17 protein-coding genes are annotated in these 24717 nt (G+C 57.0%); 8 read left to right on the plus strand and 9 right to left on the minus strand.

Translation table 11 applies throughout. The features are described from left to right. Positions 1-41 precede the first annotated feature (41 nt). Both SH661x_RS09300 and SH661x_RS09305 read right to left on the minus strand, forming a co-directional pair. Complete coding sequence (locus SH661x_RS09300; RefSeq protein ID WP_437230246.1) at positions 42-3986, minus strand: PAS domain S-box protein; 3945 nt, start codon at positions 3984-3986, stop codon at positions 42-44. A 159-nt stretch (positions 3987-4145) separates the two neighbouring features. Further along, on the minus strand, positions 4146-4559 hold the full coding sequence (locus tag SH661x_RS09305) for a response regulator (protein WP_437230248.1): 414 nt from the start codon (positions 4557-4559) through the stop codon (positions 4146-4148). A 215-nt stretch (positions 4560-4774) separates the two neighbouring features. On the opposite strand from SH661x_RS09305, the gene SH661x_RS09310 reads away from it, so the two are divergent. The 4 genes from SH661x_RS09310 to SH661x_RS09325 all read left to right on the plus strand — a co-directional run bounded on the left by SH661x_RS09310 (position 4775) and on the right by SH661x_RS09325 (position 8208). After that, on the plus strand, positions 4775-5290 hold the full coding sequence (locus SH661x_RS09310) for a ferritin-like domain-containing protein (RefSeq protein WP_437230250.1): 516 nt from the start codon (positions 4775-4777) through the stop codon (positions 5288-5290). Between the two features lie 167 nt (positions 5291-5457). Next, positions 5458-6129, plus strand: coding sequence for a DUF3467 domain-containing protein (locus SH661x_RS09315; protein ID WP_437230252.1), 672 nt, complete (start codon positions 5458-5460; stop codon positions 6127-6129). 61 nt (positions 6130-6190) lie between these two features. Then, positions 6191-6751 (plus strand): molybdopterin adenylyltransferase, encoded by a 561-nt coding sequence (gene mog / locus SH661x_RS09320; RefSeq protein WP_437230254.1) that lies wholly within the window; start codon positions 6191-6193, stop codon positions 6749-6751. A 404-nt stretch (positions 6752-7155) separates the two neighbouring features. Next, positions 7156-8208, plus strand: a complete 1053-nt coding sequence (locus SH661x_RS09325; RefSeq protein ID WP_437230256.1) for a peptidase MA family metallohydrolase — start codon at positions 7156-7158, stop codon at positions 8206-8208. A gap of 64 nt (positions 8209-8272) precedes the next feature. On the opposite strand, the gene SH661x_RS09330 is transcribed toward SH661x_RS09325, so the two are convergent. Further along, positions 8273-9277, minus strand: a complete 1005-nt coding sequence (locus SH661x_RS09330; protein WP_437230258.1) for a ribose-phosphate diphosphokinase — start codon at positions 9275-9277, stop codon at positions 8273-8275. A gap of 550 nt (positions 9278-9827) precedes the next feature. Between SH661x_RS09330 and SH661x_RS09335 the strand changes: the two genes are divergently transcribed. Continuing rightward, entirely contained in the window at positions 9828-10226 is a 399-nt protein-coding gene (locus tag SH661x_RS09335) for a hypothetical protein (RefSeq protein WP_437230260.1), read from the plus strand. Between the two features lie 208 nt (positions 10227-10434). Here SH661x_RS09335 and SH661x_RS09340 read toward each other — a convergent pair whose 3' ends face one another. The 4 genes from SH661x_RS09340 to rpsO all read right to left on the minus strand — a co-directional run bounded on the left by SH661x_RS09340 (position 10435) and on the right by rpsO (position 17311). Next, positions 10435-13275, minus strand: a complete 2841-nt coding sequence (locus SH661x_RS09340) for a DUF1559 family PulG-like putative transporter (protein ID WP_437230262.1) — start codon at positions 13273-13275, stop codon at positions 10435-10437. A gap of 163 nt (positions 13276-13438) precedes the next feature. Further along, entirely contained in the window at positions 13439-14176 is a 738-nt protein-coding gene (locus SH661x_RS09345) for a sensor histidine kinase (RefSeq protein WP_437230264.1), read from the minus strand. A gap of 382 nt (positions 14177-14558) precedes the next feature. After that, entirely contained in the window at positions 14559-16715 is a 2157-nt protein-coding gene (gene pnp / locus SH661x_RS09350) for a polyribonucleotide nucleotidyltransferase (RefSeq protein ID WP_437230266.1), read from the minus strand. A 326-nt stretch (positions 16716-17041) separates the two neighbouring features. Further along, entirely contained in the window at positions 17042-17311 is a 270-nt protein-coding gene (gene rpsO / locus SH661x_RS09355; RefSeq protein WP_437230268.1) for a 30S ribosomal protein S15, read from the minus strand. A 386-nt stretch (positions 17312-17697) separates the two neighbouring features. Between rpsO and SH661x_RS09360 the strand changes: the two genes are divergently transcribed. The 3 genes from SH661x_RS09360 (at position 17698) to SH661x_RS09370 (ending at position 22741) form a co-directional block, all read left to right on the plus strand. After that, positions 17698-19575 carry a vWA domain-containing protein gene (locus SH661x_RS09360; RefSeq protein WP_437230270.1) on the plus strand — a complete coding sequence of 626 codons (1878 nt, stop codon included), beginning with the start codon at positions 17698-17700 and terminating at the stop codon, positions 19573-19575. 99 nt (positions 19576-19674) lie between these two features. After that, positions 19675-21561 carry a vWA domain-containing protein gene (locus SH661x_RS09365; protein WP_437230272.1) on the plus strand — a complete coding sequence of 629 codons (1887 nt, stop codon included), beginning with the start codon at positions 19675-19677 and terminating at the stop codon, positions 21559-21561. A 175-nt stretch (positions 21562-21736) separates the two neighbouring features. After that, positions 21737-22741: an aldose epimerase family protein gene (locus SH661x_RS09370; RefSeq protein ID WP_437230274.1), complete on the plus strand. Its 1005-nt coding sequence runs from the start codon at positions 21737-21739 to the stop codon at positions 22739-22741. Positions 22742-22955: 214 nt separating this feature from the next. Here SH661x_RS09370 and SH661x_RS09375 read toward each other — a convergent pair whose 3' ends face one another. Both SH661x_RS09375 and SH661x_RS09380 read right to left on the minus strand, forming a co-directional pair. Continuing rightward, positions 22956-23426: a TIGR03067 domain-containing protein gene (locus tag SH661x_RS09375; protein WP_437230276.1), complete on the minus strand. Its 471-nt coding sequence runs from the start codon at positions 23424-23426 to the stop codon at positions 22956-22958. Between the two features lie 171 nt (positions 23427-23597). Further along, positions 23598-24527 (minus strand): sugar nucleotide-binding protein, encoded by a 930-nt coding sequence (locus SH661x_RS09380; protein WP_437230278.1) that lies wholly within the window; start codon positions 24525-24527, stop codon positions 23598-23600. Positions 24528-24717 lie beyond the last annotated feature (190 nt).

Below are 24717 nucleotides of genomic sequence, written 5' to 3' on the forward strand. Positions count from 1 at the left end.
CCGCAGCAAAACAAGAATTGCGACTCGAGAATTCCACGTCTTCATGGCGTGGAATTTTTTTGTTTCGAATGATCAGCGGAGTCCGGATTCCCATTCGAATTGAGGGAATGATTCGCACGCCCGAGTTTCGCCTGGTACGTCGCCAGTAACTGAATCAATGAGGCGAGCTCAATGGGTTTGACGAAGTGATCATTAAAGCCCGCCTCTCGCGTGCGGCGCTTGTCATCCTCCTGTCCCCACCCGGTCAGCGCAACGAGAATCACTTCTTTGCCGAAATCAGACTCTCTGAGCTTCCTCGCCGCTTCGTATCCGTTCATACGAGGCATCCCGAGGTCCATAAAGATGACCTGCGGTCGAAATTCGTCAGCCGTCTGCAGGGCCGCCAGACCATCTTCGGCCGTTCGGGTGTCGTGTCCCATCCTTTGGATCGACAGGCTCAGCAACCTTGCTGCGTCCAGATTGTCATCGACGACGAGGACCCGCAAGGGGGGAAGGAGATGATTCGCCGGTTCGATCGACCCATCATCAGTCGGCGCAGCTGGTTCGATTGTCGGAAGTCGCACAACGAATTCACTCCCCTGCCCCAGACCGTCGCTATGGGCGGTGACGGTGCCGCCGTGCATTTCAACCAGTCGTTTTACCAGGGTCAGACCGATTCCCAGGCCGTTGTAGGAACGGTCCAGCGACCTTTCAGCCTGCGTGAACATTTCGAAGATCTTGCTGAGCATCTCCGGGGCGATCCCGATTCCGGTGTCCTTCACCGAGATGATCGCCTCTTCCCCCACTTTGCGGCATGTTAAGTGGATCGAACCCCCGTTCTCGGTATACCGGGCGGCGTTGGTGAGGAGGTTGGAGAGGACCTGAGCCAGTCTGGTGGCATCTGCATCGAGCCAGATCGGCTCGGGCGGCATCTCCACTGTCAATTCATGTCCAAACTCCTGAAAGAGAGCCCGCGTGGCATGCTGGGCGCTCTGGACGCTTTTCGCGAGATCCATCTGCTTTTTGCGAAGCGTCACTTTTCCGCTGGTGATCCGGGAAATGTCGAGCAGGTCATCGACGAGACGGACAAGTTGATGCGTCTGCTCCTCCATCGTCCCGATCACTTCATCGATCAGTTCCGGTTCATTGGCAGACATGCGAAGGAGATCGATTCCGGTACGAATGGGGGCCAGTGGGTTCCGCAGTTCATGGGCCAGCAGTGCGATGAATTCATCCTTGCGGCGATCGCTTTCACGCAGCTCCTGCTCCATTGCCTGACGGTCGGTGACATCCCGTGTGACTCCCGTCACTGCTTCAACTTCGCCGTCAGCTCCAAAGACGGGGGCGAAAATGTAATCGTAGACGCGGCGACCGTAGGTCCCGTTGAAAGGAACTTCGCCCCGGATCGGACGGCGGGTGGCTCGGACTTCGTCGATCTCCCGCTCATGCATTTCCGCATGCCAGGGTTCGTAACCCAGTTCCAGAAAGGTGCGGCCGATCGCTTCTTCCGCAGTCTTTCCGTACATCCTCAGCAGGGCTTCGTTGGCATAGGTAAAGCGGTGTTCCAGATCGAAGACGTACACAAAGTCCGGAGTATTGGAGAGGGCTGTTTCATACAGTCGGCGAAGTCGTTCGGACTCGGCGGTCAGCTGAATCAGACTTGCTTCGGCCCGTTTCCGCCTCGTCAGGTCGATCCCCTGCACGAGGATTCCAGAAACGCTGCCGTCCCCTTCAAAAATCGGCTGGTAAACAAACTCCAGGGTCCGTTCATCAACCGTTCCCGGCTTGGTCCCTTGCAGTTGAACGTTCACATCGATGCCGACATAAGGCTTGCCGGTTTGATAGACCTCATTGAGCAGGTCGAGATAACCCTGTGACGCGACTTCCGGGATCGCATCGCGAAGTTTCAGACCGATCAGGTCGCGGCTCCCGACGAGTTCCTGATACCGCTCGTTCACCCTCTCAAAGACATGGTCCGGACCCCGCAACACAGCCATGAAGGAGGGAGCCAGCCGGAAGACTTCTTCAAGCCGTCCTCGCTCGGCTGCGATTTTTGCGTGCAGTCTCCGTTCTTCCTGAATCCCCCGGACCCGGACCAAGGCTTCCCAGCACCGTGCGACCACGGTCGTCACCAAGTCCACTTCCTCGGCGGTCCATTTCCGGGGAGTCGACTGATGGACAGCCATCGCGGCTGTCAATCGGCCGTCCTTGTGCAGCGGAACTCCAATGACCGCCTGAGTGGAAAGGGATTCGTAAGCAGACCGGTATTCCGCAGGGATACGGGGATCATTCGAAACGTCATCGACGATGAACGGGCGATTCTCAAACACCGATTTGGCCAGTTCCGGGCCAAATGCCACGATGGGCCAGCGTCCCGCGATCCCGGGGCCGCCTGTCGAATAATCACCTGTGATGTTGAAGTCGGTTTCGTTTTCCACTTCCGCATACGCACAGCGGTCCGCGTGCAGATGTTCCGCAAGGAGTTGTGCGCTGATTTCCATGACTCGTTCGGCGTCAGCAAGCGACTGGGTCGCATTCGCGAGTTTCGCCAGGAATTGATTGCGTTCGGAGCTTTTGAGCAGTTTTTCTTCCGACTCCTTGCGGGCGGTGACGTCCTGCACGATCCCCAGCATGCGGATCATTTTTCCCGCGTCGTCATAGACGCCCCGTCCGCGCACAGCGACCCACAGCTCCCCGCCGTCTGGTCTAGCGATTCTGTACTCGACGTTGTAATCGCATTTGTCTTCGACCGCCTGACGAGCATGGATTCTCGCCCGCTCGCGGTCTTCGGGATGAATCAGACTTCGCAGCGATTCACGCTTGTAGGTCTTTGATGAATCAATTCCATAGATCTTCCCGGCGCGGGAGGAAATTTTCATCTGGTCGGTTGCCGGATCCCAGTCCCAAGCCCCCAGATCTGCGGAATCGAGTGCGAGTCTTAAGGACTCGGCCAGATGCTGCAGTTCCGCTTCGTTCCGCTTCCGTTCGCTCATGTCCCGGAAGACGAGAACCGCTCCGGTAATTTTCCCCTGTTCGTTGCGAATGGGAGCGGCGGAATCGTCAATCGGACGCTCCGTGCCGTCACGCGCGATGAGAATCGTATGATTCGCCAGGCCGACGATGACTCCTTCGTTTAATGCCCGCACGGCCGGATTTTCAACGGGCTTTCTGGTCGACTCATTGACAATATGAAAGACGTCCAGCAGCGGGTGATTTTGGGCAGCCGCCGTGGTCCAGCCGGTGAGCTGTTCCGCAATCGGGTTGAGAAACGTGGCATTCCCGTCGGTGTCGGTCACAATGACGGCATCGCCAATGCTGTTGAGCGTTGTCCGGAACCATTCATGCTGCAGTGAAACGGCTTCTGCCGCCTGGGCCTGTGCCCGCGAACTTCGATAGAGAAGCAGCAGGAACAGGACAATTGCCGCCAGACAGCAGGCGGCGACGGTCCATCCGAAGAAGATGGCTGTCGAATACGCCTGTGCGGTGTCGGCCCGCTTCTGGATCAGCAGTTCGCGCTCCACCGTCTGCATTTCTTCCAGTTCGTGGTGGATCTCCTCCAGCAATCTGCGACTTCCTCCGTTGATGATCAACCGGGTTGCTGATTCGACCCCCTGGGTCTGCCGCACCTGCACAACACGGGTCATCTCTCGAATAGCATTTTCCTGGGACTGGTGAATTTTCGTGATGCGTTGCTGCTGTGCCGGATTGTCAGCGGTGAGAGTCCGGATCGCCTCGATCTGAGAGTGCAGGCCGGAATGCAGTCTGTCGATCGCCTTCGGCAGTTCTTCATCACCGGAGATGACGAACAGATGCTGTTGCGCCTCCAGCTTGTGAAGGTCCGCACGGATCGCGTCCAGCCGGGCGATGACGTCCTGCGTGTGCGAGATGGAACTGGAATCGCGATAAACAGAACGGGCGTTGAGAAAGGAGATCGTCGCGTTGGCGATGACGAGCGCCACGAGCAGTCCGACACCGATCAGCACGCCACGGTCAAACTCCCTGCTCATAGATGATACTCGCACCACGAAGGAGCGCCGCTCTGAGAGTGCGCGGTCCGGCAGGAATTCACGTCATTAAAACAGGACGAACTGCAGTCTCGGAATGCTTCGATCCTGACAGATCCTATCCTAGTCTACAGCAGGCCCCGAAGGCTGCAATCGCAGTCGTCAGACTTCCGGGGCGACAGCTCGCAGCTTTGGATGGGAAAAAATGGCTCGCAGCTGATCGATCGACGGCGGTTTCACCAGATGCATGTCGAATCCCGCCTGCAGCGACCGCTCCTGATCTTCCGCGGATCCATAACCGGTGAGGGCGACCAGCAGCAGGGAATCGGCATGGGGCCGCTTCCGCAGCTCTTCGGCCACCTGATAGCCGTTCATCACCGGCAGTCCGATATCCAGGAGAACGATTTCCGGTTGCCACTCTTCTGCAAGCTGCAACGCGGATTGACCGTCATGGGCTGCTTTGACTTCATGGCCCCCCATCTTGACGAGAAGCATCGTCTGAATCCGCGTGGCGCCGACATTGTCGTCGACGAGCAGAATGCGACGGGGAGTCACCTCTGCGTGTGCGCTCTGCATGAAATGGATTCTCCTGAAACAGTGGATGGTCCGCAACTTGTCTGCTCATCGCGCAGTGACAGATGTTTCAGCGGACAATCCCAACGTGAGTGGCGGGTTTTATCGCAGTTTTCACTGCTCGTCCAACCTATGGCATAAAAAATGCCAATCTTCAACTTCGAAGCGGGTTTTCTGATTGGTTCTGCACGTCAGCCGACAAAACAGGAGTGGGAAAAATGCCTTTGAATACACTTGAAGATGCTTTTGTGGACGAACTTCGCGACGTTCTCAGCGCGGAAAAACAACTGGTGAAGGCTCTCCCTAAGATGGTGAAGGGGGCGACGAGCGACCAGCTGCGCGATGCCCTGGAATCCCATCTGGAAGAAACAAAAACACACGTGGAACGGGTCGAAGCAGCTTTCGAGTCGATCGACCTGAAGCCGCGGTCAAAGAAGTGCGAAGCAATGGAGGGCTTGCTCGAAGAAGGTTCGTCTCTCCTCGAAGAAGACGCGTCTCCCGAGGTCATGGATGCATTGATCATTGCTGCCGCTCAGAAAGTGGAGCACTACGAGATCGCCACCTACGGAACGCTGTGTACATGGGCTGAAGAACTCGGTTTCGACGCCGCGTTGAAGCTGCTGAAACAGAACATGGCGGACGAAGAGGCAGCCGATGAAAAGCTGACCCAGATCTCCCAGACGGTCAACCGCGCTGCCGTAGAACCGGCGACTGAAGACGTGGAAGCCGAGTAATCAGACCGTTGTCCGTCGGCAATCTTTGGGGCATGACGTCTGGGTCTCTCCAGCGTGAATTGCAAAAAGCAGGGAGCGAACAATTTTTTCGCTTCCCTGCTTTTTGTTCTCAGGGGAGACTAAAATCCGCGGTTCGTCCCCACAAAGAACCCACGAGTCAAAACGTCATGTCTCATTCGACGCCCGATGATGAACCGTTTGATGCTGAGGAAGACCACACCGTTCAGGGGCAGGTCCGGCATCACCAGTTGAGTGCGCGGGTCCCCGACGAGATTGGAAACGGAGTCTTCAGTAACGGCGTCATGATTCTGACCGGTCCGTTTGAACTGGTCCTCGACTTTGTTCTCAGGATGGGCGAACAGCAGCGGATCGCTGCCCGAGTTGTTCTGCCCCATATCGTCGGCCAGCAGTTCATCAATGCTCTCCACGACAATCTGCAGAACTACGAACGTCGCTTTGGGCCGATCGCCCAGATCCCGCGCATGCTGCCGGAAGAGAAAACCGAATCTCAGCCCCCTTCCGGAATTGATCCCGGAAACTCGGGCGAGATTCCCGCGTTCCATCCGGAGAACCTCCCTGCCCCGGATCAGCCCCCGCACATCGAAGACATCTACAATGAACTCAAACTGCCTGACAGCATGTTGAGCGGGCGATACGCCAACGGAGTTCTGATCCGTCATTCTCCCACGGAGTTCTGTTTCGACTTCATCACGAACGTCTATCCACGTTCGGCGGTCTCGGCCCGGGTGTTTCTGGCTGCTCCGCATGTCGTCCCGTTTCTGAAGTCGCTGACTCGAGCACTCCATCCTCCCGCGGACCTCGGCCCTCCTGCCGAGTGATGTCTGTCCTTTGTTGCTTCGCGGTCCAGATCTTTTTTTACAACACTCTATATATTTCGTCATGAGCAGCACGCGCCCGGATTCGAAGACTCAAGTGGCCCGGATCGGGATTGTGACGGTTTCTGACCGCGCCAGCCGAGGCGAATACGAGGATCTGGGGGGGCCTGCCATCGCCAGCTACTTCAGTGACGTTTTGACTTCCCCTTGGGAAGCAGTCCCGGTGGTCATTCCCGATGACCGCCCCGTCATTGAATCGACCCTGATCGACCTCTGTGACACCCAGAACTGTTGCCTGGTGGTCACCACAGGAGGGACCGGACCAGCTGCCCGAGATGTGACTCCAGAGGCGACCGAAGCGGTCTGCGACAAACTGATGCCAGGGTTCGGAGAGCTGATGCGGAAGGTTTCCCTGGAGAAGGTTCCTACTGCCATCCTCTCGCGTCAGACTGCCGGAATTCGAGGCGGGAGTCTGATTGTGAATCTGCCCGGCCAGCCGAAAGCGATCCGGGAGTGCCTCGCCGCAGTGATGCCCGCAATTCCATATTGCGTGGACCTGCTCGAGGGGCCGTTTCTGGAGACTGATCCGGCGCGCGTGGCGGCATTTCGGCCCGTCCGGAAGTAGCTTGCCTGCAAAATGTGCAAAGCCTCGCCCGCATTCGCTGCATTGGGTTGAAGAATTTACAACGGCAGATTAGGCTGGTTTGCGAATTCAGGAGTTTCTTTCCGGCAATAACTGCCGATTGATGCTGAGTTTAAGGGGAAAGCGGGCGTGTTTCCCCGTCGAGACGGTTCCGTTTGGTCCGTCGCTTGCAAACGGTTTTGCTACGGACGAGTAGGCAGGGATTTGCCCAAAGTTCTTTTCGACCCATTTTTTCCCCCGCAACAGTCGAGTGCATGGACGCAATCCTTAAGAGATTCGGGGCGCTCTGCGCCTTTTGTCTGGTCACCACTGCAGCTGCGCACGGTGCGACGTTCAAAACGACGAATTTCGTCGTGACGGCGTCTACTGATGACATTGCTCGTCGAGTGGCGAATTGCGCTGAATACTGGCGTCGCGATCTGGCGATTCAGTGGTTTGGAAAGCCGCTTCCCAACTGGTACCAGCCCTGCCCCATCAGCGTTCAGTCAGGCCAGATGGGTGCCGGCGGGCAGACCACATTCACGTTCGAAAATGGCGAGGTTTACGGCTGGAAAATGCAGGTCCAGGGGACCGTCGAACGCATTCTCGATTCCGTCGTCCCTCACGAAGTCAACCACACCATTTTTGCGTCCCATTTTCGCCGCCCCCTCCCCCGCTGGGCCGACGAAGGAGCTGCCACACTCTTCGAACACGAATCCGAACAGGCTCGCCAGATGCAGCTTCTCAACCGGGTGCTCAACACCAACAAACGCATTCCGCTGCAGGATCTGCTCGCGATTCGTGAGTATCCCGCCGACATGCAGGATGTCCTCACGCTTTACGCTGAAGGTTATTCACTCGCTGGTTTTCTGGTCGGAAGCAAGGGAGAAGATGGTCGACGGGTCTACATCCAGTTCCTGACCGATGCCCATCAGATGGGCTGGGAAAAAGCGATTCAGAAACACTACGGATTCGACAGCGTCGCACTGCTTGAACAACAATGGACCAACTGGATTGTGGCAGGATCTCCGCCGCTGCAGCCGGCTGGACAGTCGCTGGCCCAGGCTGAAGAGACTCCGGAAGCACCCGTGATGCTGGCCTCTGCTGAACAGGTGGAACAGGAAGTTGTGATCCGGTCGCAGAGTCCTGCTGAAGTGGAATCCATCCCAGCGATGGCAGGAATCGATCGGGCCCCGGCGGCTCTGCCGGCGACGACGCGTCCGCTGCGGGTTGTCCGCCCTCAGGAGGGTGATGTGACGTCTGCCGAGTCCGGCGAGCGTCCCGCCCGTACCGCAGCAGTGGGTGCTGCGAATGTCCGTTCGGAAGATTTTCAGGTGCGAGCTCTGAGGAACTCCGGTGAGGGGACGATGCCCCGGAAGTCCACACTGTCTCCAACCGCCGGCGGAATCGAGATCGACCCTAACGCGAAGAATTATCAGTTTCCAGAAGCCCGCAAATAGGGGAAATGCACTCGCTCACGCTTCGTGCTCTGAGTGACAGATCGTGCTCTGAGTGACGAGCGTTCTAACACTCCGGGCCATCGGGAAACAGCTGTGACACGCTGGTCCGGTCGTGAATCGACTGGATCGCTTCTGCAAACAGTCTCGCCACGGAGACGACCGAGATGTTATGTGGCAGCGGGTCGTTCTGCGGTTCGATGGTGTCGGTGATGAACAGCTGCTTGATCTGGCTGGCAGCGATCCGCGGGGCAACCCCCTTCGACAACGCTCCGTGGGAAACGGCAGCATAGATGTCGTTCGCGCCGCGCTCCTTGAGCACGTCCGCCATGGCGATCAGTGTCCCGCCCGAGATCGTGAAGTCATCCACGATCAGCACGTTCTTGTTTCGCACATCGCCGATCAGCTCCAGCACGTGCGCCTGCTCGGTGTGATCCCGTCGCACCTTGTTTCCGATCACGACCGGGACGCCCAGATAGTTGGCATACGCGGAAGCGTTCTTCGCAAAGCCGATGTCCGGGCTGCAGACGACCAGATCAGGAATATTCAGGGTGCGGATGTGGTCGCAGACCACGTAGCGGGCGTAGAGGTGATCGACGGGAATGTGGAAGAAGCCCTGAATCTGCGGAGTGTGCAGGTCCATCATCAGGCAACGGTCTGCCCCTGCAGCCTCAATGGCGTCTGCACAGACACGGGCCCGGATGGAAACCCGGGGTTCGTCCTTTTTGTCCCCTTTGGCGTAGCTGAAGAATGGGACAACGGCCGTCACCTGCTGGGCACTGGCACGCTTGAGGGCGTCGACCCAGAACATCAACTCCATGAAGTTGTCGTTGACCGGGTGATGCGTCCCCTGAATGATGAAGCAGTCCCGGCCGCGCACATTCTCCAGAATGCGGACGAAGACGTTTCCTTCGCTGAAATAATGGGCTTCACAGGGCGTCAGTCGCACCCCCAGCTCATCCGCGATGCGCTGGGCCAGGAGCTTGTTCGCCGATCCGGCCAGCAGGGCCAGTTCCCCCTGCGGGGGTTGAAACGCATGCGGTCGAGGACCGTGATTGGGACGGTGCTGCATTCGGGGACGCTTTGAGTGGATTCGATGGATGCGAAATCAATCGCGGATCGGAGAATTCGTCCGATACTGGCATCTTACAGAGACGCCCCTCAGAGACAAGCCGCACGGGGTCGGGGCCCTCGCCTTTACGAAATTGGGAAAAGTCGAGGGGCTGGAGACAAGAGCCCAGAGACGAGAATCCAGGGCAGATACCTCGCGATTTTCAGGCCTTTGCACCTGGTTTCTCCGCTGGGGGACCCTCTGACTGCGTTGAGGCCAGGCGCGGCACAGGGGGCAGGACTCTTTCCCTGCTCGAGCCCCTTTATGCGGGGAATGTGGCGGCAATCAGGGGGAATTTTGGCTCAAAGAAATTCGAGTTTGAGCAGGAGAGCAGTCCGCTCATCTCCCGCACGCAATCGCCCGGTTCTGCACTCAATTTCCGGAAATGTCAATTTATTCCGGCAATTGCCCGCTGAGTGCCGAATTCATCCCTGCGGACGGCAGTTCCCCTGTCCGTTTCCGGGGGAGTTTACCGAATGATCTGGGGATGCCTTTTGAAAGGACTCTTCGGATGCAATCTCGACTGACAGCTGCACTTCTATGCTTCGTCGCCGGAATGGCGGGTTTCTCCCCTCTCCGGGCCGGTGGAAAAGTTCAGACCGACTACCGGGGCTACCCGATCAAATCGCAAAGCAAATGCGTTCTCCCCTACGACGACCAGACCAAAGCCATTATCTGCACGAACAGGTCCATTCCCCCCAACTGGGTGATTGTGGGGGTCCGGCACACGCCTGGCTGTAATGGACTGGCGAACAACTCCTGGGTGATTCAGCGTCTGCCCAATTACCCCGGAGCGGATCTGGTCATCTGTGCCTGCCAGCCGATTCCGCCAGGCTGGGCCGTTGTAGAAGAAGTCAAGGACTGCTACTGCGGCAAGGGGATCCACGGAGTCCGCATCCGGAAGATGTAGGTGCGGGACAACGATATGAATGAATTTTTGAAACGCAAAGATCGCGGAGTACGCGGAGAAGAAAATAAGAGTCGCTGATTGACATCCTTCCATCACTTGCAGATGGAAAGTGAAATGGCGTCAATTTCATTCCCCTCTTCTTTTTTCCTCAGCGTACTCTGCGCTCTCTGCGTTTCAAATCCATCTTCCTCCTGATCAACCGCTGCCGTTATTTGCGTGCAGGCTGCCCGTCTGAAGGCTGAACCAGTCCTTTGAACTCGGCGGCTTCAATCTCCGTGGGAATTGTCTGGACGCTCCAGTCGAGCATCACGACCTGATATTCACTCTGGTCGGCGTCAGGCTGTCCCAGGCATTTGAGGGGGTTTTTCGCATCGAACGGCAGGCCTCCGGGCTTCGTCCAGAAGTCTGCTTTTTCCGATCCCGCTTCGATGAGGACCACGGTCTGTTCCGGGACATCGCGGACAGCGTCCAGGTCCGGGGCCTTGCCGGATTTGAAGAGGGTCTCGTTCCCGACGAGCATGTGGATGCGGGTCTTCCCCTCAGGATCGTCGCCGAAGACAGCGGGCATCTCCTTCAGAAGCGTCCGATTGTGAGGACTGTCCCAGCGTTCGGCGAGGTTGAATCGATCGTAGAGTTCCTGCTGACCCAGCATCGGAAGCAGATGGACCCGCCAGCTCAGTCCTTTATTCTTTGCGATGGCAGCAGCCATCTTCTCGTCGATCAACGAAGCCGTCCCCCCTTTCAAGGCCTCTTTTGTCTTGGGGTCGATCGTGTTGGGATCAATGTTTTTCAGGTCGATCTCCTTCCCCTCGATTTTCGAGAGATCAATCTTTGACGGATCGATCTTGGAGGGATCGATTCTGGATGGATCGATCTTCCCCTTGGGAAGTTTCGGGGAGGCTGGTGTTGCCTCCGCAGGGGGCTCTGCAAACAGATCATTTCCCTGCCCTTGCCCCTGCATCTGTCCCCGTCCACGGCGAGCGCTCATGGGCTTGGCCTCCTCCGTCCCTGGCCCGCTGGCTGCCGGCAAATGTCCATTGGCTTCAAGGTACTCTTCCATGGCGATGGCGATCTGCTCCATGGGGGGGAGGTCTTCCTTGGGAATGGCGGGCGTCTGTGCTGCTGCGAGCTGATTCTGGAACAGGCTGGGCATCTCACTCAGATGGTCCAGGTGCTTCAGAGTCAATGAGACGGATGACCCTTCACTTGAAATGAGAACCCCTTTGATGAGTTCATTGATGAGGTCTGATTTGGCTTGTTTGCCCGGATCATCGTCTGACAGCTGGGCGACGTACATTTCTCCCTGCTTCTTCCCCTGAGCAATCAATCCCTGAAGGACTGTCGAAAGGCTCTGCGACAGCTGTGAATGAGGAAATCCCAGCGAGAGCTTCAGCATCTCCGGTGCTTCCAGATCCAGTGCGAACCGAATTGCATTCGTCTCTGCCAGCTGCGGAGCGAACAATGCCGCCGGTCCGGCAGCCTGCAACGCGGTCTGCATGAATTCCAGCTTTTGACCTTCTGGTGCGTTGATGGCGAGGGCCACCATTGGGTTCCCTTGAGCCTTCAGTGCCTGCGCGATCTTCGAGTTTGCGGCAGTCCCCGGAGCGGCAGCCAGCATCTTCGGCAGATTCTCATTGGAGGCGACGATCATTTCCTTCTCGGAGAGGAAGGCGATGGAATCCGGTCGCCCTTTGAAGCGGACATGAGGGATTTCGGAAACGATTTCCACTGTCACTTCGTCCGCTCCTTTCGCGGAGGTCCGGACGATCTCTTCAATCGGAAGTGAGACGGCACTGCGGACGTACAGTCCCGGGACTGCCGCGGGGAGCTGATTGGGGGTCAATGACTCCACTGCTCCCGGCGAAGCGGACGGTTCCAGGAGGACGCGAATTTCTTCAACAGCAGCGAAGGGGAAGGATCCCTTGGCCATTGGCGGAGTGAGCCGCGCGAGTGCCTCTTCCGTCGTCTCCCCTTCTAATGCCTGTTGCTTGATCCAGCCTTGAACAAGTTGACTTTCGAAGATTCTCCGGGGGGAGATGATCAGGGCTGCGCTGGCGTCTGATGGAAGGTATTTGGAATCAAACTCCGAAGCAGCCGGGGCGAGGGGTGGCAGTTTCGAAGAAGCGGACTCTGAGCTTGGGTTGCTGACGTCACGTCGGATCAGGTCAAGATCTTCACTGGGAATCACGGCGCCGTCCCGATGCTGGATGAGACGTGCCAATGAGGGGAGGTTGACCGGAACCTGGACCACAGATCCGTCTAGCATGGCGGCCACGAATTGCTCATCGACATCGCCAAAGGTTTCGGCTGCATTTGTCGGATTGAATTGCAGTCCGGTCGGTTTCGTCCAGGTCTCAGCTTTGTTGGGCCCCGCTTCGACAAGGGCCAACGTGTTCGACGTACCGTCGGTGACGTCACGGATGGTTGGACCGAGTCCCGGCTGGAAAGGAGTTCCCGGGCCGGTGACGACTTGAATCCGCGTCTTCCCTTCAGGATCGTCTCCGAAGACTGCCGGCATCTTGCTGGCGAGTGCTTTGTTGTGCTCACTGTCCCAAGGCTCATCGAGATGAAATTCCTGGTAGAGGTCCACTTCCCCCAGAGATGGAAGCAGATGGACGCGCCAGCTGAGGCCGGTTGGTGAATCAGCGGCTCCGCTTCCGTCCACGGCTGGCAGGTGTCCGTTGGAATCAGAGTACACGTGCATTGCCAGCACAATATTCTTGAGCGCGCTGCGTGCATCAAACTTTTTCGCATCGGCAGCGGCCTGACGAACGCGCCGCACCAGCGGCGTCTCCATCACCGTGGGAGCCTTGGAATCGCCTGCGGCCGGAGCAGTTGTTGCATTCGGAGCAGCGCTGCTGGCTGCCGGACTTGCTGCAGCTGGGGCTGGCATCGCTGCGGAGTCTGGTTTTGGCGGTTCCGCAGCGGGCGTGGCCGCAGGGGGTGTCGATTCGACTGCAGCTGGCGGCGGGGATTCCGTCTTGCTGCCGCATCCGGAGAGCATGATCACGGTTAACAGCAGGCACTTCACGCGGCAGTTCGAAATCATGTCACACCCATATGCTGGTCGACATCTCGAGACATCTTTTGCAAAGAGCTGTTGAGATGAGGAGTTGTTGTTTGAAATGATTTGCAGACGGGATTTCACAATCCCGGATTCAGAGGAGCCTCAGCATGTTTGACAATAGAAGAGCGGGACAGAAGAGTCAAAGTCACCCGCCTGTTTCCACGGGAAACGTCAATGTCATCTTCGTGCCTCGACCCGGTTCACTTTCGCAGTGAATGGTTCCGCCATGTGTCTCGACGATCTTACGCACGGTGGGGAGTCCCAGTCCATTCCCCGCCGGCTTGGTCGAGAAGAAGACATTGAACATCTTCTCCACTGCCGCAGCTGGCACTCCGCAACCGGTATCAATGATCTCGATCACCACATCCCCGCCGCGCCGAAAGGACTGAATTTCGATGATCCCCCCTTCCGGCATCGCCTGCTGTGCATTACGGACCAGATTACTGAGGACCTGGCGAATCAATCGCACGTCAAGTTGCAGCGTCGGCAGGTCCGCTGCCAGATGAGGACGGATATCAATGTGGTGCTGAGCCGCTTCGGGCTGATAAAACTCGAGGAAGTTGCGAATGAGGTCGGCGACGTTACACGGCTCAAGTGACAGCTCTCCCGCCCGGGCAAACTGCAGGAACGCTTCAAGAATCTCATCCAGATGCTCGCACTCTTTCTGGATCGTCGAGACTTTGCGGAGCATTCGCTGGGCAGCAGGAGTCTGCAGCGTCTGGAGATCTTCGAAGAGCAGATCGAGATTCAGACTGATCGTCGAGAGCGGATTACGGATCTCGTGGGCGAGTCCACCTGCGAGAGCTGCGATCTCGTTGTACTGCCGTTCCAGTCGATCACGATCGATCCGGACTTCCTGCGGTGTTTCCGATTGTTCACTCACTGCACTGTCCACTCAGTTGAGACCCAACTGCCACATTGATCAATTTTGAGAGTGTTTGGGCATACACCAGAAACCACTCTGTCCAGAGACCTGTGTATGCTTTTCTCAGTAGAGTTTTCATTCTGATAACGTTCTGAGACGAAAAAGTTATCGCGCAGAGCCGCAGAGTAATAAAGAAGTTTCCAATGGGCATTCTTGCTCCCTGCTCTTCCTTTCTCCGCGGCATAGCGTCTCTGCGCGAGACCCATTTTTGATTCGGGCAGACGCACTTTCGCGATTTCTCGACATTATGCGCGCTCATCCACCTGGTGCAATTGCTGTGGATGCGGCATAAAAAAACCGGGAGACGGGCTCCCGGTTCGATCAGCTTTTCCTACTGGACTTATTCGAGTTCGTCGTCCAGGTCGTCATCGCCATCTTCATCATCATCCGTTTCGGCTGCGACCGGGGCTTTCTCGGCCAGCAGAGCCTTGCGGGAAAGTTTGACGCGGTTCTGGTCATCCACAGCGATGACCTTCACTTCGATCAGGTCACCGACTTTGACGACTTCAGCGACCGACTTGACGTAGCCGTCAGAGAGTTCGCTGATGTGCAGCAGGCCGTCTTTGCCTGGTGCGATTTCGACGAAGGCGCCAAAGTCCTTGATCGAGTTCACCTTTCCGCTGTAGACGCGACCGACCTTGATTTCTTCGGTCAGTGCTTCGATGCGGGCGAGGGCCAGCGAGCATGCGTCCTTGTTCGGGCCGGCGATCGTCACGGTGCCGTCGTCGTTGATGTCGACCTGGGTTCCGGATTCTTCCTGAATCGCACGGATCATCTTTCCGCTTGGCCCGATGACCAGACCGATCTTCTCCGGATGAACCTTGGTACTGACGATTCGTGGAGCACTTTCCGGAAGTTCCGGACGCGGACGACGAATGGTGGTCAGCATCTGGCGAAGGAGTTCACGGCGGGCGTTGCGAGCCTGATCCAGCGTCTTGCGGATAATCTCTTCGTTAATGCCGTCGATCTTCAGGTCGAGCTGAATTCCGGTAATCCCCTTCTGGGAACCGGCGACCTTGAAGTCCATATCGCCGAAGTGGTCTTCATCGCCCATGATGTCGGTCAGGGTCACATACTGCTTCCCTTCCTTGATCAGGCCGATGGAAATTCCGGCGACCGGCTGCGTGATGGGGACACCGGCTGCCATCAGTGCGAGTGTGGCACTGCAGACCGAAGCCATCGAGCTGCTGCCGTTCGATTCCAGAATGTCGGAGATCACGCGGACGGTATATGGGAAGTCGGCGGTCGCCGGCATCACCGGTTCAACCGACCGCTGAGCCAGAGCACCGTGTCCGATTTCGCGACGGCCGGGGCCGCGGATCGGTCGCACTTCGCCCACGGAGAACGAAGGGAAGTTGTAGTGCAGGTAGAACTGCTCGGATGATTCTTCGATCAGGCTGTCAACACGCTGAGCGTCACGGACACTTCCCAGAGCGACGGTCGCCAGCGACTGGGTTTCACCGCGGGTGAACAGCGAGGAGCCGTGGACACGTGGAATGACGTCGACCTGGCAATCGATGTGGCGGAGATCGGTCAGACCGCGGCCATCGAGCCGTTTGCCGGCCAGGGTCAGTTCGCGGCAGATCTGGTTGTCGACTTCGTGGAAAGCTTCCTTGAGCTGGGCGCGGCTGCGTCCATCTTCCAGGACTTCCACCTTGTTCGGGAAGTATTTTTCGAGCAGTTCGTCACGGACCACTGCTGTGGCGGCTGACCGCTCGGACTTCTTCGTGTTCTGGCGGGAATTCCGGATCTTGTCACCGGCTTCTTCTCGCACGATCTTGAGGAACGGGTTTTCGGGGGGCGGAACAAACTCAACCGGAGTTTTGTTCAGCTTCTTCGTCAGTTCAACCTGCAGGTCGCAGAGTTCGACGATGGCCCGATGTCCGAACATCAGGGCGTCGGCCATCTGGTCTTCCGGAATCTGCTTGCCGAAGCCTTCGATCATGAGGATCGAGTCGTGGCTGCCGGCAACGATCAGGTCGAGATCGCTTTCCTTGACCTGGGCGATGGTCGGCATGAGCACGAACTCACCGTCGATCAGGCCAACGCGGACAGCTCCGATCGGTCCCTGGAACGGGAGGGGAGCGACGCTCAGAGCGGCACTGGCTGCGGTGATGGACAGGACGTCCGGATCATTTTCGCCGTCGAAGGACATGACGTTGGCCATGACCTGAACTTCGTCGATGTAGCCGGCGGGGAAGAGAGGACGAATCGGACGGTCGGTCAGACGGGAGGTCAGCGTTTCGCGCGTCGTCGGGCGCCCTTCCCGTTTGAGGAATCCGCCGGGAAACTTTCCAGCTGCAGCGAACCGTTCGCGGTAGTCGCAGGTCAGAGGAAAGAAATCAGTCCCGGGACGGGATGGTCCGGACTGAACCGCGACAAAAATGGATGTTTCCCCGTACTGGAGAAGAATAGAGCCACTGGCCTGCTTGGCGAGTTCTCCGGTGGTGAGTGTGAGTGTACGACCTGCGAATTCACGACTGACTTGAATCTTCACGTGATTTTCCTACCTGCAACAACGACAACTGGCTTTCACAACAACTGCACGACAAATAACTTACGAATGCCGACACAACAGCCGGGCCGGTAAAGCCAAAAGCACCGGTCCCCCCTCCCTCGAAAGCAAGAAGGCCCTGCCCGCCTGTCTTTTTGAAGACGGGCGAGAGGGCCTGGATTCAGATTCTGAAGTGCAGCGGCTTTGAGAAAATTGCTGTAACTTTCGTTTCGTACAGTCTGTTTTCACAGGCTGCTTCAGATGAAACCAATGCTTTTCTGGTCACAGCTCTGGCCGCGACCATCCACGACGACTTCAGCTCGCCAGTGTTACTTACGGATTCCCAAGCGGGTAATCAGATCAACGTAGCGAGGAGCATCTTCACTCTTCACATAGTCCAGCAGGCTGCGACGACGGCTGACCATCATCAGAAGTCCGCGACGGCCAGCGTGATCCTTGGTGTGGTCCCGCAGGTGTTCCGTCAGCGAATTGATCCGTTCCGTCAGGACGGCAATCTGCACATCGGGCGATCCGGTGTCTTCTGCGGATCGCTGGAAATCGTTGATAAGTTTAGTTTTACGTTCTTTAGTGACTGACATTCAAAGGGCTCCCTCGCCGCGTCGCCGGTCTCTTCCGACGAATTTCAACTCTTTTACCACGTTGCGGTTCAAGCGGGAAACTCTAATGGGATTCTCGTCCCAATTCAACGGATGTCGCATGCCAGTTGAATGCGATTTTGAAAGTTTCCTGCATGTCTTCCATTTTTTAAACTCCGGGCGAAGTTTTTCCACCTTCTGCAGGTTAATCAAAGAGAGACTCCACCGTTTTTTCGCAGATGGGGTTGCCGGGCGGAAATCTCGAGTCTGGCAAAGCGTTGAGGGCGGGGGGGGACCGATTCATGTTGGCTGATGCCAGAATTGATTTAGCGACGACAAAGCCTTAGAATCAAATGCCTTAAAGCAATCTCAGAGTTGAGGAGTGCGGAATGGAGAAGTTTACGAAAGATTTGCCCGCCTGGGGGATCAGCCTCATCGTCAATCTTTCGGTTTTGGCCTCCTTGCATTTCGTTGTCATGCAGCAGGCGCAGACGACCGAAATGAGCACCATCATCAGCGATCTGGCTGACCTGCCCGATCAGGAGCAGCTCACATTTTCGGATCGGTCTTCAGGTGACCAGGTCGGTTCTCAAGCCGGCGGCGGCATAGGATTGGCCTCCGGTTCCATGCAGGTGACCGCGCCAGGTCGCGACGTTCCGCTGAAGGAAAAGCTGGAAACGATTCTGAACCCGGAAATTCCTTCCATTTCTGAAGGTCCAGGGCTGGCGATGGAGGGGGTCAGTGTTGCTGCGATCATGCAGGGGCAGAAAGGGAACAGTGACGATGCCCCGGGCGGTGTGACCGGCGCGATGGACCGGATTGCCTTTGAAATTCAGCAGTCTTTGAAAGACCGTCGCACGCTGGTGATCTGGCTCTTCGACGCCTCGGGATCGCTGGAATCCCGACGGGAAGCGATCGCGGACCGCTTCGACAATATCTACAAGCAGCTGGGAGCTCAGGGAAAGACCGATGGTCTTTATTCGGTGGTGGCCAGCTACGGAGAAAAGCCAGCGATCCATACTTCTGAACCGATTCAGGATGTGGCCAAGCTCAGCAATATTGTCCGAAACGACATCAAGAAGGATGAGTCGGGCAAAGAATATGTCTTTGGAACTCTCAAGCTCGTGCTGGAGAAGTACAAAAACTGGGAACGCAATCGCGGTCATTGGAACCGACTGGTGTTCATCGTTACCGATGAACGTGGTGACGATGCCGAGCAGTACCTGGAAGACGTGATCACTCTTGCGAAGCGGACGCAGACCAAGGTTTACACAATCGGAAACGCCGCCATCTTCGGGCGTGAAAAAGGCTATGTCCGATACACCGCGCCGGATGGATTTGTCGCGGATATTCCTGTCGATCAGGGACCGGAATCGGCGTTTCCGGACGGCGTTCAGCTGCCGTTCATCGGAAGCCCCGCGGACTGGAAGCTGAACCAGATGTCCGCCAGTTACGGCCCCTATGCGTTGACACGCCTGTGTGCTGAGACCAACGGCCTGTATCTGATCACGGAAGACAGCAAGGGGTATGCTTTCGATCGGTCCATCATGCGTCGATATGCTCCGGACTATCGGCCTGTGCGGATTCAGGAACAGGAGATCTCCAAGAATATCGCGAAGTCCGCGCTGGTGAACGTGGCGCGGATGACGTACCTGGATTCCCTCCCCTCTCCGGCGCTGGAGTTCCGGGCTTACAACGACAACATCCTTCGCACCGATCTGGGAGAAGCCCAGAAGCCGGTCGCTGAAGTCGACGTCCCGCTCAGACGCCTGTACGAAGGTCTCAAGATCGGTGAACAGGGTCGGGATAAACTGACTGAAGAACGCTGGCGAGCGGCATTCGATCTCGCCATGGGAAGAATTCTTGCCATGCGTGTCCGGTACGCGGGGTACAATCTGATGCTGGCGAACATGAAAGTTTCGCCGAAGGCATTCACGACTGACAAAGGCAACATGTGGCGACTGGTCCCCTCAGACAAGATTGAAAGCGGACCTGAAATGCGGAAGGCGGCTGAGCAGGCAAAAGTTTATCTCCGTCGTGTAGTGGATGAGCATCCCGGGACTCCCTGGGCAATGCTTGCCGAACGCGAATTGAGCACGGAAATGGGCTGGTCCTGGGAAGAATTCAGCCAACCGATTCCAGGAAGTGATCAGCTGCGGGGGTCCGATGAAGAGGTGGCCCGCCTGCTGCTCGCTGATGAAGAAAATCGCAGGGAGGAAGCCAAGAAACGACCTGTCGCCCCGAAACGGGAACTTCCGAAACTCTGAATCCATTCAACAGCTGCTTCTCGGGCAGCTGTTGTCATATCCTGATCTCAATTTCTTCGTTCTCACTTCCATTTTGCAATCGGGCATATCATGGGAAACATGTGGACTTTTGTGCGGAACCAGGGGGGACCGTCGCTGGCGATCTCCGCCCTGATCCATTCCGTGGCGCTGGCGGCACTGGCGTTTTATAAGTTCAGTACTTATGTCGCCCCGGAATCTGTTGCGGTCGAAACGGTCATTGCTGACGAACGTTCACAGCAGCAGTTCGATCAGGACCTGAGTATCGACACCCGCGTCTCGACAAGCCTGTCGACTCAGTCCGGCGGAATGGTCACCACCTCGATCGGTTCTGCCGCGACGCAGGCAGTCGGGCAGGCCAAGATCGCTTCCTCCGAAGTGATGAAGGGTCCGGCACTGAGTGTCGCCACGATTGGAGACATCTCCATCCCCGGGGTCGGCGAATTGGGAATGGACCTGGGCGAAGGAGAAGTCAAAGGCGAGACCGGTGCTCGCGTCGAAGGCTATGGGGCCGCCATGGGACGCATGACCCAGGAACTCTTCCGCGTCATGCGGAAAGAACCCGTGACGGTGGTGTGGCTGTTCGATGCTTCCATCAGCCTGCGTGACGACCGCAAAGAAATCAGTGCGAACTTCAACAAGATTTATGAAGAACTGAGAATTGCGCAGACCGAAGCGAAGTCGCGAAACATGAAGGTTTCGCCGCTCGATACCATGATCTGCAGCTTCGGGGCCGACGTCAAAAAGCTGCTGCCCGGTCCAACAGGGGATATCGCAGCAATTCAAAAGGCAATCGCCTCGGTGAGCGATGATGAGTCCGGCAAGGAAAATACCTACGCCGCGATTATCAAGACTCTGGATGAATACGGTCCGGGAACCAGCCGTGAGAAGCGGAAGCTGATTCTCATTGTTGTAACCGATGAAACGGGTGATGACGACAACCTGCTGGAAGATGCGGTTGCGAAGTCGGAGAAGTTCAAATCTCCTGTGTACTTCATGGGGCGTGAGGCGATCTTCGGCTATCCATACGCGCACGTACTCTGGGTCGATCCCGCGACCGGCCTGCCCCACTGGCCGCGCGTCGACCGAGGTCCGGAGACCGAATTCCCGGAATGCCTGCAATACGATGGACTGGGGGGACGTTGGGATTCAGCATCCAGTGGCTTTGGGCCTTATGGCCAGGTGCGGCTGGCCAAGGAATCCGGGGGCATCTTCTTCATGCTCTCTGGTGAGGAAAAAGATCTCGTCGGCCGGGATGCGCAGGGGAATCGCAAGTATGACGACCTTGCCATGAAGGAATACGAACCCCTGCTGGTCTCGCGTCGACAATACGAGACCCAGCGGGGGAAAAGTGAATTTCGGAAGACGATCTGGCAGGTCATTGTCGCTCTGAATCCGCATCTCGATGGCGAGCTGAATTTGCGGCGCGATCACTGGTCCATGGACAAGGCGGAGTTTCTCAAGCAGAAGCAGACGAACTTCAGCCGTTGTCTTCGGGCACTGGCGAAGCTTAATGAAGGGATTCGAATTCTCGAGAAAGTCGAACCGTTGCGTGCCAAGGAGACGGAACCACGCTGGCGGGCGGCGTACGACCTCGCGTACGCGCAGCTGCTCTGTTACCGCGTTCGCCAGTTCCAGTATCTGCTGACCCTGAATCTTCACGAGCGGGAAAATCCAAATCCATCGAACCCGAAGTCGAACGTGTGGAACCTGCACAACGTTCAGGAGATGCTGGCTCCATCGGAAGAGGAAGTGAAAGCCTCTAAAGTGGACATGGCGGAACTGGAAAAGCAGAAGGCCAAAGCGCTGGAACTTTACGACGAGGTGATCAAGAATCATCCCGGCACCCCCTGGGCCCGTCGGGCGGAGCAGGAAAAAGGCTGGGGATTCGGCTTCAGACTGGCAGATCATTTCCATGACCCGCGCTACTACGACGGGACCGCGAAGGTCGAAGTCCCGAAGTTCTAATGCGAACATCACGACAGTGTGGCGTTCTGGCGGCGATCAACACAGCTTTCGAACGACAAATCTCGCTGAATCGCCGCTACATTCCCCTGAGACAGGGGCTAATGAGAGGACTTCATACTGTTCGGTGGAACAGGCATTTCTCCCGATTCAAAATAGACGAACGGAAAGTGATCGTATGTCGGTTCAGGAAACTGTCTGGGGCCGTACGGAGACCGGTGAAGATCTTCGACTCTTCACGCTTCAAAATGATTCCATTGTGATGAAGGTCTCCGATCTGGGGGCCACTCTGGTTTCCTTATCCGTTCCGGATCGCGATGGAAAGCTGGGAAACGTTGTCGTCGGAGGTGAGTCGTTTGAAACCTATCGCACCAATTCCAGTTATCTCGGAGCCACCGTCGGTCGATTCGCCAACCGGATTGGCCAGGGGCGGTTTGAACTTCTGGGGAAACCTTACGAGCTGGCGACGAACCTCGGCCCCAATCACCTGCATGGAGGCCTGCGCGGACTGACGTATCGGCAATGGGAAGCTCAGGCTGGTGACGATGCAGTCACGTTTACCACCTTCAGCCCGGACGGCGAAGACGGCTACCCCGGGAACCTGCAGGTCAGCATGACCTACCGGCTGACTGGATCGACGTTGACTCTGGAATACGCTGCCACGTGTGATGCCACGACGATCGTCAATCTGACCAATCACGCCTACTGGAATCTGGTAACACAGGGTCCCGTGCTTGACCACGAGCTGCAGCTGAACGCGGATCAATTTCTGGAGGTGGACGAGAACATGCTCCCCACCGGCAAGATCGTCGACGTCGCAGGGACGCCGTTTGATTTCCGGTCATCCCACCCAATCGGACAGGATCTGAGCAAGACCAACGGCGGTTACGACAATTGCCTCGTCGTTCGAGACTGGGACAAGTCACTTCGACTGGCAGCGACTGTGAAAGACCCCTCTTCCGGCCGCATTATGGAAGTGCTCACCACCGAACCCGGGGTCCAGCTCTACACCGCCAACCACTTCGACGGCTCAATTTCGACAGGGGGAGCCCGTCAGTTCGAAGCCTTCTGTCTGGAATGCCAGTACTTTCCGGATTCCCCTAACCAGCCGTCGTTCCCCTCGACGATCCTGCAGCCAGGTGAAACCTACCGCCAGGTGACGCAGCATCGCTTCTCCGTGTGATACACCTCGTCATACGTTCGGGGAGAAGATATGGAACCACGGAAGGCACGGAAAACACGGAAGAAGATTGAGAACCGAGAATGAAGCGAATACAGCGAATTCTTTATTTTATGATTCGCTGAATTCGCGAGATTCGCGGTTTAAAACTTTTGGAATTTCCTTCCGTGGTTCAAATCCTTTCTCCGATCAGAATCAACTCCGGATCGAGTCTGGATTACTGGTCGGATTCGCCGGTGTCGTCGCTGGTTTTTCGCATGATGAACATGTGCTGTTTCTCTTTGGTCTTGAACTCGGTCGGCTGCTCTCCGTCCGGAAGTGCGTAGATCAGATACACCTTGTCGCCCTCCAGCTTGATCAGGCCAGAGGCGGAGACTCCCCCCTGCTTGGGTGGGCGGATGCTCTTCATCGAGAGATGGCAGGCATCTTTGTCGGGGGTCAGTGAGTAGCTGGCGACGTAGATTTCGTTCTCGCCTTTGTCGTAGGTGAGGATCGAGTCCTTTCGGATGATGGCTTTCACCTGCTGCAGACGGTCCTCGGGAAGTTTCGCACCGTCCTTTTCTCCGGAAATGATCTGATAGGTTCCGAGGAACTGCTGTGGTTCGCACTTCTTTTCTTTGTCGTCCGCGTGGGCGACGTGAAACGGAATCAGAGTCAGTGCTATCAGGCAGGCCAGTCGCGAAAACATGTGGAAACTCCCAGTCGTCTTCATCAGTCTGTGGCGGAAATATGGGTTCATTTCAGGTCATCATAAGACAGGATTGCAGCCCGTCGAGAACGTTCGTTCGAAGTGGACAATGAGAAAGGCCCGCCACGCATCGTGGCGGGCCTGCCTGACCCAATCTCGGTATGTCGGACTTCACGCTGCGCGACGCGCCTGAGACTTCTGTGTCTGCGGGCGGAGCTTCTCGCGATATCCATTTCGCGACTGCTCGTGCAGTCGCTTGAGTCCTTCGGAGAGCAGCGGCATCGCCACGCACAGGTCCTTGCGGATTTGTTTGGTCTGCAGCGAGCATTCCCCTTCGCTGAACCCTTGTGGGGCTTCCGTGAGAGAAGATTCTCGTCGAACGGCCAGCCAGGGGAGTTCGAACTGATCAGCCAGCCGCTGGGTGAATGAGAGCGGGCTGACCCGTTCCGCGCCGGCAGCGTGATAGATTCCCGTGAGTCCTTCCTGGCAGGCACGACGAACGATTTCCGCAAGGTCGGTGGCCAGAATCGGGGTGGCGTGACGGATGTGATCCTGCTGGACAAAGCGTTTGGTTTCCACGCTCTTGAGCAGAGATTCGACCCAGCCGGACCCTTCGCCGGCGGACCAGCCGAAGGTGTTGGTGCGGATGATCAAGGCTTCCGGGCAGTTTTCCAGGACCTGCAGTTCCGCAGCGCGAATCGCCTGCGACTGGTAGCTGGGGCAGATGCCATGGCTGTTTTCATCATGAAACATCCACGGGCCGCAGAATACAGCATCCGAGGAGATCATGGTTAACCGGACGTTCGCCTTTTTGGCGGCAGCGGACCAGATCTCGGCCTGGCTGACCATGTCGTCGTTGGTCAGGGCTTTTGTTTCTGGTTCCCAGGCAGACCGGGCAGCGGCGCCGCAGTAGATCAGACAGGTTGGCTGTGCGGCAGCAATGACCTGCGGAGGGGCCAGAGCGGCGTCGATCGCCTCGCAGTGTGCAATTTCGTAACCTGCAGCAGATGCCCAGGTTGAAACATGATGATGTTCGGCAAAGGAAGCAGCCAGGTTAGCACCAGCGACCGTATCCACTCCAACAATAAGAAATCTCTCCACGCTGTGCCTCCATGCCTGGCGTGCCGAAAAAAGGACCGCAACCATCGCGGACCAGCCTGTTTGGTGCGTTGAACTGACGTCCAAGGCGGGGGGGAGTATACGGCTGGTCTGAAAAATCCGCCAAGATCAATCGGCAAGAATTACCGGTCGGCGTTTCTGCGGTTGTACAACTTGCAAAGTGAATCTGGGA

Origin of the sequence: Planctomicrobium stercoris (assembly GCF_051465655.1) — a bacterium.
In the GTDB taxonomy this organism is placed as follows: Bacteria; Planctomycetota; Planctomycetia; order Planctomycetales; family Planctomycetaceae; genus Planctomicrobium.